Origin of the sequence: Streptomyces sp. 6-11-2 (assembly GCF_006540305.1) — a bacterium.
GTDB lineage: Bacteria > Actinomycetota > Actinomycetes > Streptomycetales > Streptomycetaceae > Streptomyces.
Genome location: NZ_BJOR01000001.1, coordinates 4,942,807 through 4,964,055, shown reverse-complemented (window position 1 = coordinate 4,964,055; position 21,249 = coordinate 4,942,807). Strand labels below are relative to the sequence as shown.

General features: G+C 71.6%; 23 protein-coding genes. 15 read left to right on the top strand and 8 right to left on the bottom strand.

The features are described 5' to 3' along the window. Window positions 1–2 precede the first annotated feature (2 nt). Window positions 3–1,025 carry an aldo/keto reductase gene (locus TNCT6_RS21795; RefSeq protein WP_141361243.1) on the bottom strand — a complete coding sequence of 341 codons (1,023 nt, stop codon included), beginning with the start codon at window positions 1,023–1,025 and terminating at the stop codon, window positions 3–5. Window positions 1,026–1,107: 82 nt separating this feature from the next. After that, window positions 1,108–1,581, bottom strand: coding sequence for a MerR family transcriptional regulator (locus TNCT6_RS21790; RefSeq protein WP_141361241.1), 474 nt, complete (start codon window positions 1,579–1,581; stop codon window positions 1,108–1,110). Between the two features lie 105 nt (window positions 1,582–1,686). Between TNCT6_RS21790 and TNCT6_RS21785 the strand changes: the two genes are divergently transcribed. From TNCT6_RS21785 to TNCT6_RS21775, 3 genes are read left to right on the top strand one after another with little or no spacing between them, the layout of a single operon-like run. Beyond that, complete coding sequence (locus TNCT6_RS21785) at window positions 1,687–2,157, top strand: GNAT family N-acetyltransferase (protein ID WP_141361239.1); 471 nt, start codon at window positions 1,687–1,689, stop codon at window positions 2,155–2,157. A gap of 18 nt (window positions 2,158–2,175) precedes the next feature. After that, window positions 2,176–3,000, top strand: coding sequence for a serine hydrolase (locus tag TNCT6_RS21780; RefSeq protein ID WP_141361237.1), 825 nt, complete (start codon window positions 2,176–2,178; stop codon window positions 2,998–3,000). Between the two features lie 14 nt (window positions 3,001–3,014). Beyond that, window positions 3,015–3,572, top strand: a complete 558-nt coding sequence (locus tag TNCT6_RS21775) for a GNAT family N-acetyltransferase (RefSeq protein ID WP_141361235.1) — start codon at window positions 3,015–3,017, stop codon at window positions 3,570–3,572. Window positions 3,573–3,602: 30 nt separating this feature from the next. On the opposite strand, the gene TNCT6_RS21770 is transcribed toward TNCT6_RS21775, so the two are convergent. Then, window positions 3,603–4,265, bottom strand: coding sequence for a pirin family protein (locus TNCT6_RS21770; protein ID WP_141361233.1), 663 nt, complete (start codon window positions 4,263–4,265; stop codon window positions 3,603–3,605). 95 nt (window positions 4,266–4,360) lie between these two features. Between TNCT6_RS21770 and fasR the strand changes: the two genes are divergently transcribed. The 5 genes from fasR to fabF all read left to right on the top strand — a co-directional run bounded on the left by fasR (window position 4,361) and on the right by fabF (window position 9,333). Next, window positions 4,361–5,566, top strand: a complete 1,206-nt coding sequence (gene fasR, locus TNCT6_RS21765) for a fatty acid biosynthesis transcriptional regulator FasR (RefSeq protein ID WP_141361231.1) — start codon at window positions 4,361–4,363, stop codon at window positions 5,564–5,566. Window positions 5,567–5,655: 89 nt separating this feature from the next. After that, entirely contained in the window at window positions 5,656–6,573 is a 918-nt protein-coding gene (locus TNCT6_RS21760) for an ACP S-malonyltransferase (RefSeq protein WP_141361229.1), read from the top strand. A 21-nt stretch (window positions 6,574–6,594) separates the two neighbouring features. After that, the gene (locus tag TNCT6_RS21755; protein WP_141361227.1) at window positions 6,595–7,626 is read left to right on the top strand and encodes a ketoacyl-ACP synthase III; all 1,032 of its coding nucleotides are present in this window, start codon (window positions 6,595–6,597) and stop codon (window positions 7,624–7,626) included. Between the two features lie 100 nt (window positions 7,627–7,726). Next, a complete protein-coding gene (locus TNCT6_RS21750; protein ID WP_141361225.1) occupies window positions 7,727–7,975 on the top strand; it encodes an acyl carrier protein in 249 nt (82 codons plus the stop codon). A gap of 86 nt (window positions 7,976–8,061) precedes the next feature. Further along, the gene (fabF, locus tag TNCT6_RS21745; protein WP_141361223.1) at window positions 8,062–9,333 is read left to right on the top strand and encodes a beta-ketoacyl-ACP synthase II; all 1,272 of its coding nucleotides are present in this window, start codon (window positions 8,062–8,064) and stop codon (window positions 9,331–9,333) included. 102 nt (window positions 9,334–9,435) lie between these two features. On the opposite strand, the gene TNCT6_RS21740 is transcribed toward fabF, so the two are convergent. Continuing rightward, window positions 9,436–9,930 (bottom strand): DUF3145 domain-containing protein, encoded by a 495-nt coding sequence (locus tag TNCT6_RS21740; protein ID WP_141361221.1) that lies wholly within the window; start codon window positions 9,928–9,930, stop codon window positions 9,436–9,438. 256 nt (window positions 9,931–10,186) lie between these two features. Between TNCT6_RS21740 and TNCT6_RS21735 the strand changes: the two genes are divergently transcribed. Next, complete coding sequence (locus tag TNCT6_RS21735; RefSeq protein ID WP_141361219.1) at window positions 10,187–11,068, top strand: SGNH/GDSL hydrolase family protein; 882 nt, start codon at window positions 10,187–10,189, stop codon at window positions 11,066–11,068. A 100-nt stretch (window positions 11,069–11,168) separates the two neighbouring features. Next, window positions 11,169–12,140: an aldose epimerase family protein gene (locus TNCT6_RS21730; protein ID WP_141366690.1), complete on the top strand. Its 972-nt coding sequence runs from the start codon at window positions 11,169–11,171 to the stop codon at window positions 12,138–12,140. A gap of 187 nt (window positions 12,141–12,327) precedes the next feature. Here TNCT6_RS21730 and TNCT6_RS21725 read toward each other — a convergent pair whose 3' ends face one another. From TNCT6_RS21725 to TNCT6_RS21715, 3 genes are all read right to left on the bottom strand, one after another. Then, window positions 12,328–13,137, bottom strand: coding sequence for an EI24 domain-containing protein (locus TNCT6_RS21725; protein WP_141361216.1), 810 nt, complete (start codon window positions 13,135–13,137; stop codon window positions 12,328–12,330). Window positions 13,138–13,460: 323 nt separating this feature from the next. Further along, on the bottom strand, window positions 13,461–13,889 hold the full coding sequence (locus TNCT6_RS21720; protein ID WP_141361214.1) for an organic hydroperoxide resistance protein: 429 nt from the start codon (window positions 13,887–13,889) through the stop codon (window positions 13,461–13,463). 117 nt (window positions 13,890–14,006) lie between these two features. Continuing rightward, complete coding sequence (locus TNCT6_RS21715) at window positions 14,007–15,005, bottom strand: NADP-dependent oxidoreductase (RefSeq protein WP_141361211.1); 999 nt, start codon at window positions 15,003–15,005, stop codon at window positions 14,007–14,009. An 86-nt stretch (window positions 15,006–15,091) separates the two neighbouring features. On the opposite strand from TNCT6_RS21715, the gene TNCT6_RS21710 reads away from it, so the two are divergent. Next, window positions 15,092–15,541 (top strand): MarR family winged helix-turn-helix transcriptional regulator, encoded by a 450-nt coding sequence (locus TNCT6_RS21710; RefSeq protein ID WP_141361209.1) that lies wholly within the window; start codon window positions 15,092–15,094, stop codon window positions 15,539–15,541. Between the two features lie 70 nt (window positions 15,542–15,611). Here the strand turns inward: TNCT6_RS21710 and TNCT6_RS21705 are convergent, their stop codons facing one another. Continuing rightward, window positions 15,612–16,553 (bottom strand): hypothetical protein, encoded by a 942-nt coding sequence (locus TNCT6_RS21705; RefSeq protein WP_172632978.1) that lies wholly within the window; start codon window positions 16,551–16,553, stop codon window positions 15,612–15,614. Between the two features lie 220 nt (window positions 16,554–16,773). Between TNCT6_RS21705 and TNCT6_RS21695 the strand changes: the two genes are divergently transcribed. The 4 genes from TNCT6_RS21695 to chvE all read left to right on the top strand — a co-directional run bounded on the left by TNCT6_RS21695 (window position 16,774) and on the right by chvE (window position 21,243). Further along, complete coding sequence (locus TNCT6_RS21695; RefSeq protein WP_141366688.1) at window positions 16,774–17,937, top strand: mandelate racemase/muconate lactonizing enzyme family protein; 1,164 nt, start codon at window positions 16,774–16,776, stop codon at window positions 17,935–17,937. After that, window positions 17,934–18,938 carry a zinc-binding dehydrogenase gene (locus TNCT6_RS21690; protein ID WP_141361203.1) on the top strand — a complete coding sequence of 335 codons (1,005 nt, stop codon included), beginning with the start codon at window positions 17,934–17,936 and terminating at the stop codon, window positions 18,936–18,938. Before TNCT6_RS21695 ends, TNCT6_RS21690 begins: the two co-directional genes overlap by 4 nt. A gap of 166 nt (window positions 18,939–19,104) precedes the next feature. After that, entirely contained in the window at window positions 19,105–20,073 is a 969-nt protein-coding gene (locus TNCT6_RS21685; RefSeq protein ID WP_141361201.1) for a hypothetical protein, read from the top strand. Window positions 20,074–20,133: 60 nt separating this feature from the next. Then, window positions 20,134–21,243, top strand: a complete 1,110-nt coding sequence (gene chvE / locus TNCT6_RS21680; protein ID WP_141361199.1) for a multiple monosaccharide ABC transporter substrate-binding protein — start codon at window positions 20,134–20,136, stop codon at window positions 21,241–21,243. The last annotated feature ends 6 nt before the right edge of the window (window positions 21,244–21,249 follow it).

Sequence of the window (21,249 nt, the reverse complement as noted above, 5' to 3'; positions counted from 1 at the left end):
GGTCACCGCTGTTCCCGGCCCCGCGACGTGAACGACATGTCGGCGTACCGCGCGCCCGACACCTGCGCGGCGATCGGCTCCAGCAGTGCCAGCTCCTCCCCGGTCAGCACGATCCGCGTCGCCGCCACGTTCTCCTCCACCCGGCTCGGCCTGCGGGTGCCGGGGATCTGGACGACCGGGAGGCCGTGCACGGACGACCGCTGCTGCACCCAGGCCAGGGCGATCTGCGCGAGCGAGGCTCCGTGGGCCTTCGCGACCGTGCGGATCGGCTCCAGCAGGGCGGCGTTGGCCACCGCGTTCTCCCCCTGGAAGCGGGGCATGGTGCGGCGGAAGTCGTCGCCGGTCAGCTCCTTCGCGGCGTCGACGAACCCGCCGGTCAGAAAGCCCCGCCCGAGCGGCGAGTACGGCACCAGCGCCACGCCGAGGTCGCGTGCCGCGGGCACCACGTGCGTCTCGATGTCACGGCTGAACAGCGACCACTCCGACTGGACGGCGGCGATCGGATGCACGTCCCGCGCGGCCCGCAGCTCGTCGGCCGTGACTTCGCTCAGGCCCAGGTGCTTCACCTTGCCCTCGCGCACCAGGTCGGCCATGGTCCCGACGCTCTCCTCGATCGGGACGTTCACGTCACGGCGGTGCATGTAGTAGAGGTCGATCACGTCGACGTCCAGGCGCTCCAGGCTCGCCTCGACGGCCTGCCGTATGTAGGGCGGGTCATTGCGGATGATCCGCTTGGCCGGCTCGTCCGGCGGGATCGACAGGGCGAACTTGGTGGCGATCACGACCTCGTCCCGGTGCGCCTTGAGGAACGGGGCGAGGAACCGCTCGTTCTCGCCCTGCCCGTAGGCGTCCGCCGTGTCGTAGAGGGTCACGCCCAGTTCCAGGGCCCGCTCCAGGGTGGCGCGGGACTCCCCCGCGTCCGCGGGGCCGTAGGCGAAGCTCATGCCCATGCATCCGAGGCCCTGTACGCCGACCTCCGGTCCGTCCTCGCCCAGCCGTACGGTCGGGATCCTGCTTTCGGTCATCGCGTTGTCTCCGCTTCTCACGTTCGCTTCTTCGGTGGCGTCCGGCTTCTGAGCGGCGCCGCGGTTCAGTGGCGTCCGCGGTTCAACGGCGTCCGGCGTCCGCGTAGAAACTGATCTTGCGGTCCAGTACCGCGAGCGTGTCCCGCAGTTCGGCGATCCGGGCCAGGACGTCCCGGCGGGTCGCCTCCAGCAGCGCGTGCCGGTCGCCGTAGGTGCCCTCGCCCGCACGCACCAGCTCCGCGTACCGGACCATGTCGGCGACCGGCATCCCGGTCAGCCGGAGCTTGCCGACCAGGTCGAGCCAGTCGAGGTCGCGGTTGGTGTACCGGCGCTGGCCCGTGTGCGAGCGGTCGACGTGGGGCATCAGGCCGATCCGCTCGTACCAGCGCAGGGTGTGGGCCGTCAGCCCGGTGAAGGCGACGACCTCGCTGATCGTGTAGCCGTCCTGCCCGTCGGGGCGCGGGTGCCGCCGGGGTGGGGCGGAGCAGAGGTCGGCGCCGGTGGGGGCTTCCTCGGTCTCCTCGATGGTCACGGCCGTGGTCTGCGTCACCGTCATGGCCCCACGCTATGACCTTGGAGTGCACTCCAAGCAAGCGGAACCCGGCAGGGCGGCGAGAAATGCGCGCGACGCGGGGCGGGCGCGGTGACTAGCGTGCCGGACATGAGTCTCGTACGACGTGCTGAGCCCGAGGACGCCGCGGAAGTGCTGCGACTGCGCCAGGTGATGATCGACTCGGTGCACGGCACCGATCCTTCCACCGACTGGCACGCGGAGTCACTGCCCACCCTGCGCGCGAAGCTGGCGGACCCGGACGGGGACTTCGCGGCGTATGTCGTGGACCATCCGGAACGACCGGGGGCGCTGGCCGCGCTGGTGGCGGGCACGATCGACTACCGGATCGGCCGGGCGGGCCATCCGGGAGGCTCGGTCGGTTACGTCTTCAGCGTCGCGACGGATCCGGACGCCCGCCGTCGCGGGTACGCGCGCGCGTGCATGGAGACGCTGCTGGACTGGTTCCGCGAGCGCGGTGCCGGCCGGGTACAGCTCACCACGTCCACCGAGGGGGCACCGCTGTACACCTCCCTCGGCTTCCGGCCCAAGCCCGACCCGTTGCTGGAGCTGTGGCTGTGAGCGCTTAGGCTCGACGTCATGTCCTTGAACTCCCTGGCGTCGATCGAGAACTGGCCGGTCCCCACGGCGGCGGCGGGCGTGGTCCGCGCGGACGGCACGGTCCTGGGCACCCACGGCCCGACCGCGCGGCCCTTCCCGCTGGCCTCGGTCACCAAGCCGCTGGCGGCGTACGCGGTGCTCGTCGCCTACGAGGAGGGCGCGATCGAGCTGGACGAGCCGGCCGGTCCGCCCGGGGCGACCGTCCGCCATCTGCTCGCCCACACCTCGGGCCTGGCCTTCGACGAACACCGGGTGACCTCCCCGCCCGGCGAGCGGCGGCTCTACTCCAACGCCGGCTTCGAGCAGCTCGGCGACCATGTGGCCAAGGCCACGGACATCCCGTTCGCCGAGTACCTGCGCCAGGCGGTCCTGGCCCCGCTGGGCATGACGCGGACGACCCTGGAGGGCTCCCCGGCGAAGGACGGGGTGTCCACGGTCGAGGACCTGCTCCACTTCGCCGCCGAGATCCAGGCCCCGCGCCTGCTGGACCCGCGCACGGTCGCGGAGGCGATGACGGTGCAGTACCCCGGCACCAAGGGCGTCCTGCCGGGCTACGGCCACCAGAACCCCAACGACTGGGGCCTGGGCTTCGAGATCCGCGACTCCAAGTCCCCTCACTGGACGGGTACTTCCTCGTCCCCCCGTACTTTCGGCCACTTCGGCCAGTCCGGCACGTTCCTGTGGATCGACCCGGCCGCCGGCGTCTCCTGCGCAGCCCTGACCGACCGCGCCTTCGGCCCCTGGGCCATCGAGGCCTGGCCCCCGTTCACGGACGCGGTACTGGCCGAACTGCGCGCCGCCTGAGAACAGGCCGACCAATGGACATCGATTTCCGGCGTCTGCTCCCCTCGGACACCGAGCCCCTGGTCCGCTTCCTGACCGGCGAGAGCTGGCCGTTCCACAGCGTCGGCGAGGTCGACGGCGACACGGCGCGCCGGTGGATCGCCGAGGGACGCTTCGAGAGCGGGGAGAACAGGAGCTTCTGGATCCTGATCGGTGCGGAACCCGTCGGCGTGGTCCGGCTCATGGACCTCGCCGACGGCACGCCCCTGTTCGACCTTCGCCTGCGGGCCGGGCACCGGGGTCGTGGCATCGGCCGTGAAGCCGTGACCTGGCTGACGCGGTACCTGTTCGAGGAGTTCCCGCACGCGCACCGCATCGAGGGAACCACACGCCGGGACAACCACCCGATGCGCCGCGTCTTCCTGCGCTGCGGCTACGCCAAGGAAGCCCACTACCGGGACGCCTGGCCGTCCCAGGACGGAACGCTCCACGACACGGTCGGCTACGCGATCCTGCGCCGCGACTGGCTGACCGGCCGAGTCACGCTCCCCCAGTGGAACGACGAGCCCGTCGACCGAGGGCCGACGAGGTAACGGGGCCGGGCGTCGACGCCGTTCACGGCGTCAGTGGGCCGCCATCTCCCACATCAGCAGTTCCGCGTTCGTCAGTGCCAGCGTCTCCATGTCCCTGGCGGACGTGATGCGGGCCGCGTCTCCTGGGCCCAGCCGGGCGGCGCCCAGGCGTACTTCGCCGCGTACGACGTGGACGTACACATACGGCGCGTCCGGGATCGCCGTTCGTTCGGTCGGGGCGAGGCGGCGTACGTGGAGCATGGCGCCGGCCTCCGGGACGGCGTAGGGGGTGGAGTCGGCGATGCCGTGGACGAGTTCGTAGCAGGGGGTGCCGCCGGGTTCCAGGGGGGCCAGCCAGGTCTGGACGAAGGTCAGGGGGATGGGGCCCGCGTTGCGTTCCACGTGGTGGACGCCGCCCGCCGAGCTCAGGCGCTGTACGTCGCCGGGGCGGACCACCGTCTCATGGCCCGTGGAGTCGCGGTGGGTCAGCTCGCCCTCGACGACCCACGTGACGATCTCGGTGTGGCTGTGCCGGTGCTCGTCGAAACCGGCACCGGGGGCCAGGTGTTCCTCGTTGCAGGCGATCATCACGCCGAAGCGGAGGTTGTCCGGATCGTAGTGCGGGCCGAAGGAAAAGGCGTGCCGGGAGGTGATTCCGGCGGCCGGCTCGCCGCCCTCGTAGCGCTCTGCCGCGCGCCGTACTTCCGTCGTCACGCGGACCACCGTAGTGCCCGGCCGTGACGGGCCGGAGCAGCCCAGGCCCGACCCGGCGACACGCACGCACGTCCGGATGAGGCAGTCTTGTCCCCGTGCCCGAACCCGAATCCCGCCAGGCCGAAGCCGCAGCCCACTCCGTCCATCCGCATTCCGCGACCCTGAAAAGACTGGAGAAGTCCTCCGGGTCGCTGGCCGCGCAGGCGATCGCGCGGATGGACGAGACGCTGCCGTGGTACCGGGCGATGCCCCCGGAGAACCGTTCGTGGATCGGGCTGGTCGCCCAGGCGGGCATCGCCGCCTTCACCGAGTGGTTCCGGCACCCGGACGCGCCCCAGGCGATCTCCACCGATGTGTTCGGGACCGCGCCGCGCGAGCTGACGCGGGCGATCACACTGCGGCAGACCGTGGAGATGGTGCGCACCACGATCGAGGTCATGGAGTCGGCCATCGACGAGGTGGCGGCGCCGGGGGACGAGGCCGTGCTCCGGGAGGCGCTGCTCGTCTACGCCCGCGAGATCGCCTTCGCCACCGCCCAGGTCTACGCGCAGGCCGCCGAGGCACGCGGTGCCTGGGACGCCCGGCTGGAGTCCCTGGTCGTCAACGCGGTGCTCAGCGGGGAGGCCGACGAGGGGGCCGTGTCGCGGGCCGCCGCCCTGGGCTGGAACTCCCCCGAACACGTGTGCGTGGTGCTCGGGACCGCGCCCGACGGGGACTCCGAGCTGACCGTGGAGGCCATCCGGCGGGCCGCCCGGCACGCCAAGCTCCAGGTGCTCACCGGCGTGCTCGGGGACCGGCTGGTCGTCATCGCGGGCGGGAGCGACAACCCGCTGGCGGTGGCCAAGTCGCTGATCGGGCCCTTCGCCGCCGGCCCGGTCGTCGCCGGGCCGGTGGTGCCGGATCTGCTGGCCGCGACCCGGTCCGCGCAGGCCGCCGCGGCCGGGCTCAAGGCGTGTTCCGCCTGGCAGGACGCCCCGCGGCCGGTGCTGGCGGACGATCTGCTGCCGGAGCGCGCCATCGCCGGTGACCCGGGCGCGCGGGAGCAGTTGGTAGAGGAGATCTACAGACCGCTGGAGGAGGCCGGCTCCGCGCTGCTCGAAACTCTCAGCGTCTATCTGGAGCAGGCGAGCAGTCTGGAAGGCGCGGCCAGAATGCTCTTCGTTCACCCGAACACCGTGCGCTACCGGCTCCGACGTGTGACTGACGTCACCGGTTGGTCACCCTCCGATGTACGATCCGCGTTCACCCTGCGGATCGCACTGATCCTGGGGCGTCTGGCCGACGGAGATCCCCAGGCCTAGGCTTTTGTCGGGGGCCCACAAAACCCCCTGCCGTTCTTCGTCCCTGTCCCCACGGGCGGCCGCGGCCGTCCCCAAGAGAGAGTGTGAGAGTGCTCGTACTCGTCGCTCCCGGCCAAGGCGCCCAGACGCCCGGCTTCCTGACTCCCTGGCTCGAACTGCCCGGCGCCGCCGACCGTGTGGCCGCCTGGTCCGACGTCATCGGCCTGGACCTCGTGCACTACGGCACGCAGGCCGACGCGGACGCGATCCGCGACACCGCGGTGGCCCAGCCGCTGCTGGTCGCCGCCGGGCTCCTGTCGGCCGCGGCACTGGGTGACACCGGCGCGGACGTGGTCGCCGGCCACAGTGTCGGCGAGATCACCGCCGCCGCCTTCGCGGGCGTCCTGGAGGACACCGCCGCGCTGACCCTGGTCCGCCGCCGGGGCCAGGCCATGGCCGAGGCCGCCGCGATCACCGAGACGGGCATGTCCGCGCTGCTGGGCGGCGACCCGGAGGTGTCCGCCGCACACCTGGCCAAGCTGGGCCTGACCCCGGCGAACGTCAACGGCGCGGGCCAGATCGTGGCCGCCGGCACCATGGAGCAGCTCGCCGCGCTGAACGAGGACAAGCCCGAGGGCGTGCGCAAGGTCGTCCCGCTGAAGGTGGCCGGTGCCTTCCACACGCACCACATGGCCCCCGCGGTCGAGAAGCTGGCGGAGGCCGCCAAGTCGCTCTCGCCCGTCGACCCGAAGGTCACCTACGTCTCCAACAAGGACGGCCGGGCCGTGCACAGCGGCGACGAGGTCGTCGAGCGGCTGGTCGGGCAGGTCGCCAACCCGGTCCGCTGGGACCTGTGCATGGAGACCTTCAAGGAGCTCGGCGCCACCGCCCTGATCGAGGTGTGCCCCGGCGGCACCCTGATCGGCCTGGCCAAGCGCGCGCTGCCCGGCGTGAAGACGCTGGCGCTGAAGACCCCCGACGACCTCGACGCGGCCCGCGAGCTCATCGCCGAGCACGCGAGCGCCTGACGCCTTAAGGAGCCGACGAGCATGTCGAAGATCAAGCCCAGCAAGGGTGCCCCGTATGCGCGCATCCTCGGTGTGGGTGGCTACCGGCCCACACGCGTGGTGCCCAACGAGGTGATCCTTGAGCGGATCGACTCGTCCGACGAGTGGATCCGCTCGCGCTCGGGCATCGAGACCCGGCACTGGGCGTCGCCCGAGGAGACCGTCGCGGCGATGTCGATCGAGGCCTCCGGCAAGGCGATCGCGGACGCCGGGATCGACGCCTCCCGGATCGGCGCGGTGGTCGTCTCGACGGTCTCGCACTTCAGCCAGACCCCGGCCGTCGCCACCGAGATCGCGGACAAGCTCGGCACGAACAAGGCGGCCGCCTTCGACATCTCGGCGGGCTGCGCCGGCTTCGGCTACGGCCTCACCCTGGCCAAGGGCCTGGTCGTCGAGGGTTCGGCGGAGTACGTGCTGGTCATCGGGGTGGAGCGGCTCTCCGACCTGACCGACCTGGAGGACCGGGCCACGGCCTTCCTCTTCGGCGACGGAGCCGGCGCGGTCGTGGTCGGCCCCTCGCAGGAGCCCGCGATCGGCCCGACCGTGTGGGGCTCGGAGGGTGACAAGGCCGAGACCATCAAGCAGACCGTGCCGTGGGACCGCTTCCGGATCGGCGACGTGTCCGAACTCCCCGTCGACAGCGAGGGCAACGTCAAGTTCCCCGCGATCACGCAGGAGGGCCAGGCGGTGTTCCGCTGGGCCGTGTTCGAGATGGCGAAGGTCGCCCAGCAGGCGCTGGACGCGGCCGGGATCACCCCGGACGAACTGGACGTCTTCATCCCGCACCAGGCCAACGTGCGGATCATCGACTCGATGGTGAAGACGCTCAAGCTGCCGGAGCACGTCACGGTCGCCCGTGACATCCGCACCACCGGCAACACCTCGGCCGCCTCGATCCCGCTCGCGATGGAGCGGCTCCTGGCGACCGGCGAGGCGAAGAGCGGCGACACCGCGCTCGTCATCGGCTTCGGGGCGGGTCTCGTGTACGCCGCGACGGTCGTTACCCTCCCCTAGGCACTCCGTGCCGGATCATGCTTCCGGTGCGGGACCGCACAACCCTGCCGCTGACGCGGTGGGCGCCACACCCTCTGGAAAACTACGAAGGAGCGCCGACATGGCCGCCACTCAGGAAGAGATCGTCGCCGGTCTCGCGGAGATCGTGAACGAGATCGCCGGGATCCCGGTCGAGGACGTCCAGCTGGACAAGTCCTTCACCGACGACCTGGACGTCGACTCGCTGTCCATGGTCGAGGTCGTCGTCGCCGCCGAAGAGCGCTTCGACGTCAAGATCCCCGACGAGGACGTCAAGAACCTCAAGACGGTCGGCGACGCGACCGACTACATCCTCAAGCACCAGGACTGATCGACCGATCACAGCCTTGGGCTGACTGCCCCGCCACCCGGCGGTGGCGCCGTACGAATCCTCGTTCCGTTGGAGAAAGAATTCCCGTGAGCTCGACCAATCGCACCGTGGTCGTCACCGGTATCGGCGCAACCACACCGCTGGGTGGCGACGTAGCCTCTACGTGGGAGGGCCTGGTCGCCGGCAAGTCCGGCGTGAAGCCCCTGACCCAGGAGTGGGCGGCCGACCAGGCCGTCCGTATCGCCGCTCCGGTGGCCGTGGAGCCGACCGAGGTCATCCCGCGGCCGCAGGCTCGCCGTCTGGACCGCTCGGCGCAGTTCGCGCTGATCGCGGCCCAGGAGGCCTGGAAGGACGCCGGTTTCACCGGCAAGGCCGGTGAGGACGGCTCCGTCGACCCGGACCGGCTCGGCACGGTCGTCGCCTCCGGCATCGGCGGCGTGACCACCCTGCTGGACCAGTACGACGTGCTGAAGGAGAAGGGCGTCCGCCGCGTCTCCCCGCACACCGTCCCCATGCTGATGCCGAACGGCCCCTCGGCCAACGTGGGCCTGCTCGTGGGCGCCCGCGCGGGCGTGCACACGCCGGTCTCGGCGTGTGCCTCGGGTGCCGAGGCCATCGGCTACGCCATCGAGATGATCCGCACCGGCCGTGCCGACGTGGTCGTCGCCGGCGGTACGGAGGCGGCGATCCACCCGCTGCCCATCGCCGCGTTCGGCAACATGATGGCGATGTCGAAGAACAACGAGGACCCCGAGGGCGCCTCGCGCCCCTACGACGTCGACCGGGACGGCTTCGTCCTCGGCGAGGGCGCGGGTGTGCTCGTCCTGGAGTCCGCCGAGCACGCCGCCAAGCGCGGTGCCCGCGTCTACGCGGAGGCGGTCGGCCAGGGCATCTCCGCCGACTCCCACGACATCGTCCAGCCCGAGCCGGAGGGCCGGGGCATCTCGCACGCCCTGCAGCACCTGCTCGACAGCACCGACCTGGACCCGGCGGAGATCGTGCACGTGAACGCGCACGCCACCTCGACGCCGGCGGGTGACATCGCCGAGCTGAAGGCGCTGCGCAAGGTCTTCGGCGACCACGCCGACCACATCGCGGTCTCCGCGACCAAGTCGATGATCGGTCACCTGCTCGGTGGCGCGGGCGGTGTGGAGTCGGTGGCGACCGTGCTGGCGCTGTACCACCGGGTGGCTCCGCCGACCATCAACGTCGAGAACATCGACCCCGAGGCCGAGGCGAACGCGGACGTGGTCCGCGGGGAGGCGCGCAAGCTGCCCGCCGAGGGCCGTATCGCCGCGCTGAACGACTCGTTCGGCTTCGGCGGGCACAACGTGGTGCTGGCGTTCCGGACGGTCTGAGAACCCCCGGCACCGGATGTCCGAAGGGCCCCCACCGAATCGGTGGGGGCCCTTCGGGTTCCGCAAGCGGTCGTACTCCGGAGCGGCCGGATCCTGAAGCCGTCAGACCACCTGGTGCAGCCAGCGCACGGGGGCGCCTTCACCCGCATAGCGGAACGGCTCCAACTCGTCGTCCCAGGGCTTGCCCAGGAGCTTGGCGAGTTCGGCCTCCAGGTCGGTCTCGCCGCGCTGGGAGCGCAGCAGGGCGGCGCGCAGCCGGTCCTCGGGGATGAGGATGTCGCCGTGGATGCCGGTGACGGCGTGGAAGATACCGAGGTCGGGAGTGCAGCTGTAGCGCTCGCCCTCGGCGGTGGGGCAGGGCTCGGCGGTGACCTCGAAGCGCAGCAACTGCCAGCCGCGCAGCGCGGAGGCGAGTTTGGAGGCGGTGCCGGGCTGGCCCTGCCAGGAGAACTCCGAGCGCCAGGTGCCGGGCGCGGCGGGCTGCCGGATCCAGTCCAGGCTGACGCGCGTACCGAGCACCCCGGCGACGGCCCACTCGACGTGCGGGCACAGCGCGCGCGGCGCGGAGTGCACGTACAGAACTCCACGTGTCGTCACCGGGACCTCCGGACAGAGCGGGACATGGTGCGGGCGGGCGGACAGCGGTGGCGTGTGAGGCCACGTTGATGGCGAGGCTACCGTGAGACGGGGCAAGGAGTGTGACGTACCGTCGGTCCCGGTGCCAGGAAACGCCCTCCATTCACCCAGGGGGACGCTTGTACGGGTGCGAGCCCCCCACTCGAGTGGGGGCGGGAACCCTCACGCGTTCTCATGGAGGGAAGCACTTCACGACGACCGAGGGGAACACCAGGGCATGCGGAAACAACTTCACCGTACCCGGGCCGCTCACGCCGTCGTGGCGGCGGCCGTACTGGCCACCGCGGGCTGCAAGGCCGTCGGACTGGAGGCCGGAACCGGAGCCTCCCGCCCGTCTGCGGCACCGCCACCCGTCTGGAACACCAGCCCGGACTCGATCGCCGCGGTCGGCGACTCCATCACCCGCGGCTTCGACTCCTGCATGGTGCTCACGGACTGCCCGGAGGCGTCCTGGGCGACGGGCAGCGACGCGTCGGTCAACAGCCTGGCGGTGCGGTTGCTCGGGTTGACCGGGGCGGCCCAGCGCAGCTGGAACTTCGCGGTGACCGGGTCCCGGATGGCCGAGCTGAACGGCCAGATGGCGCAGGCCGTGCGGAAGAAGCCGCAGTTGGTGACCGTCATGGCCGGCGCGAACGACGCCTGCCGGGACTCCCTGGACACGATGACGCCGGTGTCGGTCTTCCGGGCCGAGTTCGAGGCCGCGATGGACACACTGCGTCAAGCCCTGCCCAAGACACAGGTGTACGTCTCCAGCGTGCCGGATCTGAAGCGGCTGTGGTCCGAGGGCCGTACGAACGCGCTGGGCAAGCAGATCTGGAAGCTCGGCATCTGCCCCTCCATGCTGGGCGACGCCGACGCGCTGGACGCGGCGGCCACCAAACGGCGCGACACGGTGCAGGCCCGGGTGCGGGCGTACAACGAGGTGCTGAAGGAGGTCTGCGCGAAGGACCACCGCTGCCGCTTCGACAACAACGCGGTCTTCGACTACCGCTTCGGCACCGACCAGCTGAGCCACTGGGACTGGTTCCACCCGAGCCGCGACGGCCAGGCCCGGATCGCCGAGATCGCCTACCGGACCGTCACCGCGAAGACCCCCTGAAAGGCCCTTGAAGACCCCCGCGGAGCCCCTGCGGAGCCGCCGGAATGCCCCTGACGACAGGACTTAGGGTTTCCCCATGAGCGACCCCACGAGCGACCCCGTGAGCGAACCCTTCGGCACTCTGGCCGACGGCACCGAGGTGCACCGCTGGACGCTGGAGCGGGCCGGGGTGCGGGTACGGGTGCTGTCCTACGGCGGGACCGTGCAGTCGGTGGAGGTCCCGGACCGGGACGGGCGCACCGCGGACGTCGTGCTGGGCTTCTCCGGCCTGGACGGCTATCTGGCCCACCCCGAGCCGTTCCTCGGCGCGCTGATCGGGCGGTACGCCAACCGGATCGCCGGGGGCCGCTTCCCGCTGGACGGGCGGACGTACGCGCTGGAGCAGAACGAGGGCGGCAACTCGCTGCACGGCGGTGACGGCGGCTTCGACAAGCGGATGTGGGAGGCGGCGCCGGTCGAGCACGGCGTGCGGCTCAGCCGGGTCAGTCCGCACGGCGAGGAGGGCTTCCCGGGCCGCCTGGAGGTCTCGGTGACGTACACCCTGGACGAGGCGGGCGCCCTGCACATCGCCTACACGGCGGTCACGGACGCGCCGACCGTCGTCAACCTCACCAGCCACTCGTACTGGAACCTCGGCGGCTTCGGCGACGCGGGCGGGCACGAACTGCGGCTCGCCGCCTCCCGGTACACGCCGGTGGACGCGGATCTGATCCCGACCGGTGCCCTCGACGAGGTGGCGGGCACCCGTTTCGACTTCCGGCAGACGCGGAAGGTGGGCTCCGGCTACGACCACAACCTGGTCCTCGACAAGGGCGTCACGGACGAGCCGGTGGAGGTCTCCGAGCTGCACGATCCGGCGTCCGGCCGGGTCCTGACGGTGGCGACGACCGAGCCGGGCCTCCAGCTCTACACCGGGGACCATCTCCCCGCGCCCTTCGCCCCGGGCGACGGGATCGCCCTGGAGACCCAGCACTTCCCGGACTCCCCCAACCGCCCCGGCTTCCCGAGCACCCAGCTCGGGCCCGGCGAGGTCTTCCGCTCGCGCACGGTGTACGGCTTCTCGGCGCGCTGAACGCGCCGGCCCAGCCCCGGCCCAGGGGTCAGGTCCCGGACCGGGGCTGCCGGTGGGCGGACTCGGCCCGGACCCGACGTTAACCGCCGGGGGGAGAAGCCGGCCGGTCATCGGGCACTGTGCCGCGATCTCGTACGAACCCTTCACAAACGAGGGCGGCTTCGCCGGGCTGTGCCCGGCCCCCGCGTCAGGCGGGTGCCGCCGACTGCGACGGCGGCGTCGTCCGCGGTACGGGGGTGACCGCGTCTCCGGTCTCCTCGTCCAGCAGCTCACGGGCGAGCAGGGTGGCGCCCGCGACCGCGCCCGGCATCAGGAACACCGCCACGAACGGCACCAGGAAGGCCAGGCCGAGCGGGGCGCCGAAGCCCCAGACCAGCAGCTTGCGGGAGCGCAGGAGGGCCAGACGGTCGCCGAGCCCGACGCCCCGGCGCTGGAGGGCGACGGCGGTGAGCTCCTCGGTCAGGAAGAAGCCGGTGACGAAGAAGCCGAGCACCGGCACGACCGTCTGCCCGACGAACGGCAGGAAGCCCAGCGCGAAGAGCAGTACGCCCCACAGCGCGGCCCGCACGACGATGCGCAGGCTGTCGCGGGCCGAGATCCACAGGTCGCGCCAGAGCGGCAGGCCGGACTCGGGCGCCGTGCCGTCGGGCGACACGTCCCGGTCCACCTGCTCGGACAGGCTCTCGTAGAAGGGCTGGCCGACCAGGAGGGTGACCGCGGTGAAGGTGACCACGGCGAGGAGCAGCCCCAGGGCGAACAGCACGGCGGTGAGCAGGCCGCGGAAGAGACCGGTCCAGGGACCCGGCCAGTCGTCGGCGAAGGGGGTGGCCCAGGTGACGGCGTCGCCGCCCCACAGCGCGAGCGCGGTGAGCGCCGCCGCGTACAGCACCAGCGTGAGCAGGCCCGGGAGCAGTCCGAAGCGGTACGACTGCCCGTGCCGGGCCATCCAGCGCTGGCCTTTGAGGAGATGGGCGAAACCGGCCCCGAGGTCACGCATGGAAAAACTGTATGCGGGGCCCCCGCCCGCCCGTCCTCCGGGTACGCGCGCGCGGATGACCCGGGGGATCCACGGCACCGACACCGGCGGCTGCGAACCGGTGCGGGAGGAGTTCGCCGCAGTCGCGGCGGGTCAGCGGCCGGACCACGAGGGGCAGTTGTGCGCGTACGTCCTCGGGCGGAGGATGACCGACCTGCGCAGGCCCCACCCGCGGTGGGGGCGCGCCGGTGTCGAGGGAGCGAACGCGCGAAGGCACGAAGCGCGTATCACGATCGGGCCCTCGACACCGACTGGAAGCGCCCGCAGGCGACCGAGCCGTCGGCTCAGCCCAGCGTCACCGTGATGTTCCCCCGGGTCGCCTTCGAGTACGGGCACACCTGGTGGGCCTGCTCCACCAGGCTCCTGGCCGTCGCGGCGTCGACGTTCGGGATGTCGGCCGAGATCTCCACGATGATCCCGAACCCGTCCTCGTTCTTGCCGATGCCGACCTTCGCGGTGACGGTGGAGCCGGAGATGTCGGCGCCCTCCTGGCGGGCGACGACGCCGAGGGCGCCCTGGAAGCAGGCGCTGTAGCCGGCGGCGAACAGCTGCTCCGGGTTGGTGCCGGCGCCGCTGCCGCCCATCTCCTTGGGCGGGTTGACGACGACGTCGAGCTTGCCGTCGTCGGTGGCAACCCGGCCGTCGCGGCCGTTCTCGGCGGTGGCGACGGCGGTGTACAGGACGTCAGAACGTCGGATTGCAGGGCTGGGCATGGGGTGCGTTCCTTCCTTCGTCCGCCGCGACTCGCGCCCACGGTCGCACCTGGCGGTTTCGAGTTCCGGAAAGAAGTTACCGCATACCGAAACTTCAGGGAACGGCCGCCGGGTGGCTCACAACTTGACGATCATCTTTCCGGTGTTGTCGCCGCGCAGCACGCCGAGGAACGCCTCCAGCGTGTTCTCGATGCCTTCGACGAAGGTCTCGCGGTACTTCAGCTCGCCCGAGCGCACCCAGGCGCCGACCTCCCGCACGAACTCGGGCTGGAGGTCGTAGTGGTCGCCGACGAGGAAGCCCTCGATGCGGCCACGGGTCTGGATCAGGCGGGCGAGGTTCCTCGGACCCGGGGCGGGCTCGGTGTTGTTGTAGACCGAGATCATTCCGCAGATCGCGATGCGGCCGCCCAGCTTGAGGGAGCCGATGGCGGCCTCCAGGTGCTCGCCGCCGACGTTATCGAAGTAGACGTCGACGCCGTCCGGGGCGGCGGCCCTCAACTGCTCGGCAACCGGGCCGCTCTTGTAGTTGAAGGCGGCGTCGAAGCCGTACTCCTCGGTCAGCAGCCGGACCTTCTCGGCGGAGCCGGCGGAGCCGATCACCCGCGAGGCGCCCTTGAGCCTGGCGATCTGACCGACCTGGCCGCCGACCGCGCCGGCCGCGCCGGAGACGAAGACGGCGTCGCCCTCCTTGAAGGAGGCGGTGCGCAGCAGACCGGCGTAGGCGGTCAGCCCGGTCATGCCCAGCACGCCGAGGTACGCCGGCAGGGGCGCGGCCGCGGGATCGACCTTGACCGCGCTGCGGGCGTTCACGGCGGCGTACTCGCGCCAGCCGCCGAAGTGCAGGACGTGGTCGCCGACGGCGATCCCCTCGGCCTCGGAGGCGACGACCTCGCCGACGGCGCCGCCCTGCATGGGCCTGCCCAGTTCGTACGGCTCGGCGTACGACTTGGCCGCACTCATCCGGCCCCGCATATAAGGGTCGACGGAGAGGTACTCGTTGCGTACGAGGACCTGCCCCTCGCCCGGCTGCGGGATCTCGGTCTCGACCAGGGCGAAATCCTCGGGCTTCGGCCAGCCGACCGGACGGCTGAGCAGGTGCCATTCTCGGTTGATCACGACAGCGCCTTTCAGTTACTTCAGTTACTGAAACAACCATGCGCCTAAATATTTCATGAAGTCAAGTAAGCCGGTACGCTGGACGCATGGCCGCTGCACCGAACACCCGCCGACCCGACGCGCTGACCCTGGAGGTCGTCGAACTGATCGGCGACGTCGTGGCCCGGTTCTACGAGGACTACGAGGAAGCCGCCGGGGAGCACGCGCTGACCGGGGCGCAGGCGCGGCTGCTGAGCCTGCTGTCGCTGGAACCGCTGCCGATGCGGAAGCTGGCGCAGAAGCTGAAGTGCGAGCCGTCGAACGTCACCGGGATCGTGGACCGGCTGGAGACGCGGGGACTGGTGGAGCGGCAGCCGGATCCGGGCGACCGGCGGGTGAAGCTGGCGGCGGCGACCGAGGACGGACGACGGGTGGCCCGGGAGCTGAGGGAAGGGCTGCGCTTCGCGCGGGAGCCGCTGGCGGGCCTCTCCGAGGAGGAGCGGACGGCGCTGCGGGACCTGCTGCGGCGGATGGTGGACCAGGGGGAACGCGGCTGACCGCGGCCGCCGTCACGGCGACGTGGGGCCCGGCGCCGACAGCGCGGCCCGCGGGCCCGTGGACCGCTCCCTACGTGCACCACCACAGGAAGCGGTCGCACGTGCGCGTCGGCGTGGGGGTCGGATCCGGCTGAGGGGCCGGTGGGGCGGGGTCCGCCGTCGGCGGGTCCGCGGGCCGGGGCGCCTCCGAGGTCGCCGGGTCCGGCGCGCCCGGCCCGTCCGAGCCTCCGCCCGTGCCGTTCTGCGCCGTCACCTCCGCCGACTCCCGGGGGCTGCTCGTGTCGCTCGCGTCCGGTTCCGGTTTCCCGCCCTTCGCGGAGGCCGAGGGCGAGGCCGACCTGGAGGCGTCCGGTGACGCCGTGCCCGTACCGGTCCCCGGAGCGCCGTCAGCCGGCGCGGTCGTCCCGCCGGTACCGGTCGGGGACGCGTCGCCCTCCTCCGCGTCGTCACCGACCGCCGCCGGTTCGGGGTGGGAGAAGCCGGGCAGGCCCGGTGCGTCGACGCCGAGTTCGGCCAGGCTCAGGCCACTGCCCGCCAGTACGAAGCCGACGGCTATCAGCAGGACCCGGCGGCGGCGCCGGCGGTGGGCCGCGGCCTTTCGGTCCCGCCGGCTCGCGCCCCGGCGCCCCTCGGCCTCCGCGCTCTCCGTGCCCTCGGCGTCCTCCGCGTCTCCCGCGTCCCCCGCGTCCGTCCGGGCCGCCTCGACGGCTCCGCCCCGGCCGCGGCCGCGCGGGCGGCGCCGCACGGCCCGCCCCTCCGGCTCGGCAGGACCGCCGTCGAGGCCGTCCCCGTCGCGGCTGTCGTACCCGTCGTGGCTGTCACGCCCGTCCCGCCCCTCTTCGGCGTGGAACTCACCGCTCTCCTGCGGGACTTGGACGTTCGCCGCCTCCGCGCCCACCCCCGGATCCCCCGCGTCCCCCGCGTACGCGGGAGGGGTCTCCACTGGGGTGCCGCACCCCGGACAGGCGAGGGCGCCGTTGAGGTGCCGTCGGCACGGGTGGCAGTAGTTCATGACGCGGGAAGAGTAAGTTCCGGATGGGCACGGTTCCTAGGCACCCCTGTGAAGGTTCTGTGCGGGATCGAAAGAGTTGTCGAAAGTCTCGCCGAAACCGTTATCTGTCGGGCCCATTGACACCCTCACCACCCCCTCCTTACTGTCACGCCAGCATTTCGAACGTCTGACGAAATTTCGAACAGCGACATCGATGTCGAGCAGCCGAGAGGCGGGCACCGTGCGCATCACCGGAATCAGCACCCATGTGGTCGGGACGCCGTGGCGCAACCTGACCTACGTCCAGGTGCACACCGACGAGGGCATCACGGGGGTCGGCGAGACCCGGATGCTGGGCCACACCGACGCGCTCATCGGCTACTTGAGGGAGGCCGAGGCCAACCACATCCTCGGCTCCGACCCGTTCGCCGCCGAGGACCTCGTCCGCCGGATGAAGTACGGCGATTTCGGCCGCGCGGGTGAGATCGTGATGTCCGGCATCGCGGTGGTGGAGATGGCCTGCTGGGACATCAAGGGCAAGGCGCTCGGCGTCCCCGTGTGGCAACTGCTCGGCGGCAAGGTCACCGACCGGGTCAAGGCGTACGCCAACGGCTGGTACACCACCGAGCGCACCCCGGAGGCGTACCACAAGGCCGCGCGGGAGGTCATGGAGCGCGGTTACCGGGCGCTCAAGATCGACCCCTTCGGCACCGGGCACTTCGAACTCGACCACGAGGGAACCCTGTACGCCGTCTCGCTCATCGAGGCCGTACGGGACGCCATCGGCCCGGACGCCGAGCTGATGCTGGAGATGCACGGCCGCTTCTCCCCCGCCACCGCCGTCCGGCTGGCCGGGGAGATGGCGCCCTTCGCCCCGGCCTGGCTGGAGGAACCGGTCCCGCCGGAGAACCTGAAGGCGCTGCGGAAGGTCGCCGCCAAGGTGGACGTACCGATCGCCACCGGAGAGCGCATCCACGACCGGATCGAGTTCCGCGAGCTCTTCGACGACCAGTCCGCCGACATCATCCAGCCGGACGTCGGCCACATCGGCGGCATCTGGGAGACCCGGAAGCTGGCCGCGACCGCCGAGACGCACTACGTGCTCGTCGCCCCGCACAACGTGGGCGGGTCCGTGCTCACCGCGGCCTCGCTCCACGTCGGCTTCACCACACCGAACTTCAAGGTCCTGGAGCACTTCAACGACTTCGCGGACGCGGAGATCAAGAAGGTGGTCAGGGGCGCGCCGCGGGTGGACCCGGAGGACGGCTGCTTCCACCTCTCCGACGCGCCCGGTCTCGGCGTCGAGCTGGACGTCGACGCGGCGGCCGAATTCCCCCAGCAGCAGGCCCGGTTCGACCTGTGGGCCGAGGGCTGGGAGCAGCGCAGGCCGAAGGGGACGAAGTGAGCGCCGAGGTCGTCGTCGAGGGCCCGGGCGCGCACCGGATCGCCGGGCACACGCCGCGCGACCCGGGTCCGGGTGAGGCGCTGGTCGCCGTGCACGCCGTGGGGATCTGCGGCAGCGACCGCGAGGTGTACCAGGGCAACCGGCCCGAGGGGTACGTCCGTTACCCGCTGACGCCGGGCCACGAGTGGTCCGGGACGGTCCGGCGGGTGGGCGCCGGGGTGCCCGGCGGTCTCGTGGGCCGCAAGGTGGTCGGCGAGGGTTTCCGCAACTGCCAGGTGTGCGACCGCTGCCACGCGGGCGAGACGACCCTGTGCACCGCGGGCTACGAGGAGACCGGCTTCACCCGGCCCGGCGCGATGGCCGCCACGCTGACGCTGCCGGCCAGGCTGCTGCACGTGCTGCCCGAGGACGCCGACCTGACCGCCGCCGCCCTGCTGGAGCCGGCCGCCTGTGTCGCGGCCGCCGCGCTGAAGGCCGATGCCCGGCCGGGCGAGCGGGTCGCCGTGGTCGGTGACGGCACGCTCGGGATGTTCGCCGTGCAGTTCCTCAAGGCCCTCTCCCCGGCCGAGCTGCTGGTCGTCGGCACCCGCGACGACCGCGAGGCCCTGGCCCGGCGGTTCGGCGCCACCGGCTTCTGCACCAAGGACCGGCGGCTGCCCGGCGGCTTCGACGTGGTGATCGAGACCGCCGGGTCCGCTGACGCGGCGCGGACCGCCGCCGCGCTGCTCAGACGCGGTGGGCGGCTGGTCCTGACGGGCATCCCGGCACCGGGCGCCGAGGGACTGGACCCGACCGACCTCGTCGTACGGCAGCTGGAGGTGCACACCGTCTTCGGGGCGCCGCCGCACGCCTGGGCGCACACGGTGCGGGTGTTCGCGGCCGGGCTGCTCGATCCACTCCCGCTCGTCACCCACGAACTCCCGCTCGCCGAGTTCTCGCACGCCATCGATCTGGTGGGGGCGGGCGATCCGAAGGTGGGCAAGGTACTGCTCCGCCCGTGAACACGCGCCGCTCACGGCGTGACCCGACGACGCCGTGAGCGGCGCACCGGGGCCCGGATCGCCGGCAGCGGTACCCCGGGGCCGGTTCACCGCCGGTCCCCGTGTACGTCCCACCGCACCCGGAGTCGCGAACCTTGTCCGAGATACCGAACACGAAGGACTGCCTGTGACCGACGCTTCCGCAACGGCCGCCCGCAGGCCCGGTGAGCAGGCGCTCACCGCGCTCGGCCTGGGCGCCCGCGCCCTCGACCCCGCCGACGCCTCGCCCCACGCCTTCCCGGGCGGCGGCCGCTGGCGCACCGAGATCCCCTCGTGCGAGGGCCCGGAGGCGCTGGCGGTGGTCCTCGACGAAGCCGCACGGCTCGATGTGCCGATCCACCGGATCAGCCAGGGCAGCGGCGTGTGGATGCTGACCGACGCCGAGATCACCGAGATGGCCGGGGCGAGTGCCGCACGCGGCATCGAGCTGTGCCTGTTCACCGGCCCCCGCGGCACCTGGGACACCGGCGGCTCGGTGCGCTCCGACTCGCGCGGGGCGGGACTGCGCGCCCGCGGCCACGACGCGGTCGCCGGGTGCGTCGAGGACGCCGTACGGGCCACGGAGTTGGGCGTGCGCTGCCTGCTGGTCGCGGACGAGGGGGTGCTGTGGACACTGCACCGGGCGCGTACGACGGGACTGATCCCGGCCGACACCACCCTGAAGGTGTCCGCGCTGATCGGCCCGGTGAACCCGGCGTCGTACGCCGTCTTCGAGCGGCTGGGCGCCGACTCCGTCAATGTGCCCAGCGATCTGACGCTCGGTCACCTCACCGAGATACGGCGGGTGTCGGGCGCCCCCATGGACATGTACATCGAGGCACCCGACGACCTCGGCGGCTATGTGCGGATGTACGAGGTCGCCGAGCTGATCCGGCGCGGCGCACCGCTCTATCTGAAGTTCGGCCTGTCCAAGGCGCCCGGCATCTACCCGTACGGACACCATCTGCGCGAGCTCACCCTGGCCACCGCCCGGGAACGGGTGCGGCGCGGCCGGCTCGCCCTGGACCTGCTCGCCCGACACGGCGCCGCCGGTGACATGGCGCCGCTCGGCTCCCGGCTGCCGGGCCCGCTCCACCGCTTCCCCACCGGCGCCTGACAGGCGCCGGGAGCACCTCCCCACGCCCCACCCCGACCAGACGGACAAGGACTGATCACCATGCGCAACAGCAGAGCCGCCCTCGCCGCCACGGCCGCAGCCGCGTCCCTCGCCCTGACCCTGTCCGCCTGCGGGCAGAACAGCGAGGGCGGCAGCAAGGAGAAGGCGGGCAGCACCAAGGACGCCACCATCGGCATCGCGATGCCGACGAAGTCCTCCGAGCGGTGGATCTCCGACGGCGACAACGTCGTCAAGGACCTCCAGGCCAAGGGCTACCGGACCAAGCTGGTCTTCGGCGAGGACAACCCCGACACCCAGGTCTCGCAGATCGAGAACCTGATCACCCAGGGCGTCAAGGGCCTGATCGTCGCCGCCATCGACAACAAGTCGCTGAACAACGTGCTCCAGGAGGCGGCCGACGCCGGCATCCCGGTCATCGCCTACGACCGGCTGATCCTCGGCACGGAACACGTCGACTACTACGCCTCCTTCGACAACGAGAAGGTCGGCCGGCTCCAGGCCGGCTACATCGTCGACAAGCTCGGCCTGAAGGACGGCAAGGGCCCGTTCAACATCGAGCTGTTCGCCGGCTCCAACGACGACAACAACACCAAGTACTTCTTCAACGGAGCGATGAGCGTCCTGCAGCCGTACCTGGACAGCAAGAAGCTGGTGGTGAGGTCCGGCCAGACGCAGCTCACCAAGGTCACCACCCTGCGCTGGGACGGCGCGACCGCGCAGCGGCGCATGGACGACATCCTCACCTCCTCCTACAAGAGCGGCCGGGTCGACGCGGTGCTCTCGCCCTACGACGGCATATCCATCGGCATCCTCTCCGCGCTGAAGTCGGACGGCTACGGCTCGGGGAGCAAACCGCTGCCCGTCGTCACCGGTCAGGACGCCGAGCTGGCCTCGGTGAAGTCGATCATCGCGGGCGAGCAGACGCAGACCGTCTACAAAGACACCCGCAAGCTCGCCGAGGTCGCCTCGGCCATGGTCGACGACGCTCTGAAGGACAAGAAGCCGCAGGTCAACGACGCCAAGACCTACGACAACGGCACGAAGGTGGTCCCCGCCTACCTGCTGCAACCGGTGAGCGTCGACCAGAGCAACTACGAGGAGGTCCTGGTGAAGGGCGGCTACTACACGGACGCCGAGCTGAACAAGTAGCCCGGG

What these genes read in the sequence shown, in the direction of transcription:
- TNCT6_RS21720 (WP_141361214.1), bottom strand. Translation starts at nt 13,889, where the DNA reads ATGCCCAGCCCTGCAATCCGACGTTCTGACGTCCTGTACACCGCCGTC.
- TNCT6_RS21710 (WP_141361209.1), top strand. Translation starts at nt 15,092, where the DNA reads ATGGCCGCTGCACCGAACACCCGCCGACCCGACGCGCTGACCCTGGAG.
- TNCT6_RS21705 (WP_172632978.1), bottom strand. Translation starts at nt 16,553, where the DNA reads ATGAACTACTGCCACCCGTGCCGACGGCACCTCAACGGCGCCCTCGCC.
- TNCT6_RS21775 (WP_141361235.1), top strand. Translation starts at nt 3,015, where the DNA reads ATGGACATCGATTTCCGGCGTCTGCTCCCCTCGGACACCGAGCCCCTG.
- TNCT6_RS21750 (WP_141361225.1), top strand. Translation starts at nt 7,727, where the DNA reads ATGGCCGCCACTCAGGAAGAGATCGTCGCCGGTCTCGCGGAGATCGTG.
- TNCT6_RS21785 (WP_141361239.1), top strand. Translation starts at nt 1,687, where the DNA reads ATGAGTCTCGTACGACGTGCTGAGCCCGAGGACGCCGCGGAAGTGCTG.
- chvE (WP_141361199.1), top strand. Translation starts at nt 20,134, where the DNA reads ATGCGCAACAGCAGAGCCGCCCTCGCCGCCACGGCCGCAGCCGCGTCC.
- TNCT6_RS21735 (WP_141361219.1), top strand. Translation starts at nt 10,187, where the DNA reads ATGCGGAAACAACTTCACCGTACCCGGGCCGCTCACGCCGTCGTGGCG.
- TNCT6_RS21790 (WP_141361241.1), bottom strand. Translation starts at nt 1,581, where the DNA reads ATGACGGTGACGCAGACCACGGCCGTGACCATCGAGGAGACCGAGGAA.
- TNCT6_RS21795 (WP_141361243.1), bottom strand. Translation starts at nt 1,025, where the DNA reads ATGACCGAAAGCAGGATCCCGACCGTACGGCTGGGCGAGGACGGACCG.
- TNCT6_RS21725 (WP_141361216.1), bottom strand. Translation starts at nt 13,137, where the DNA reads ATGCGTGACCTCGGGGCCGGTTTCGCCCATCTCCTCAAAGGCCAGCGC.
- TNCT6_RS21780 (WP_141361237.1), top strand. Translation starts at nt 2,176, where the DNA reads ATGTCCTTGAACTCCCTGGCGTCGATCGAGAACTGGCCGGTCCCCACG.
- TNCT6_RS21755 (WP_141361227.1), top strand. Translation starts at nt 6,595, where the DNA reads ATGTCGAAGATCAAGCCCAGCAAGGGTGCCCCGTATGCGCGCATCCTC.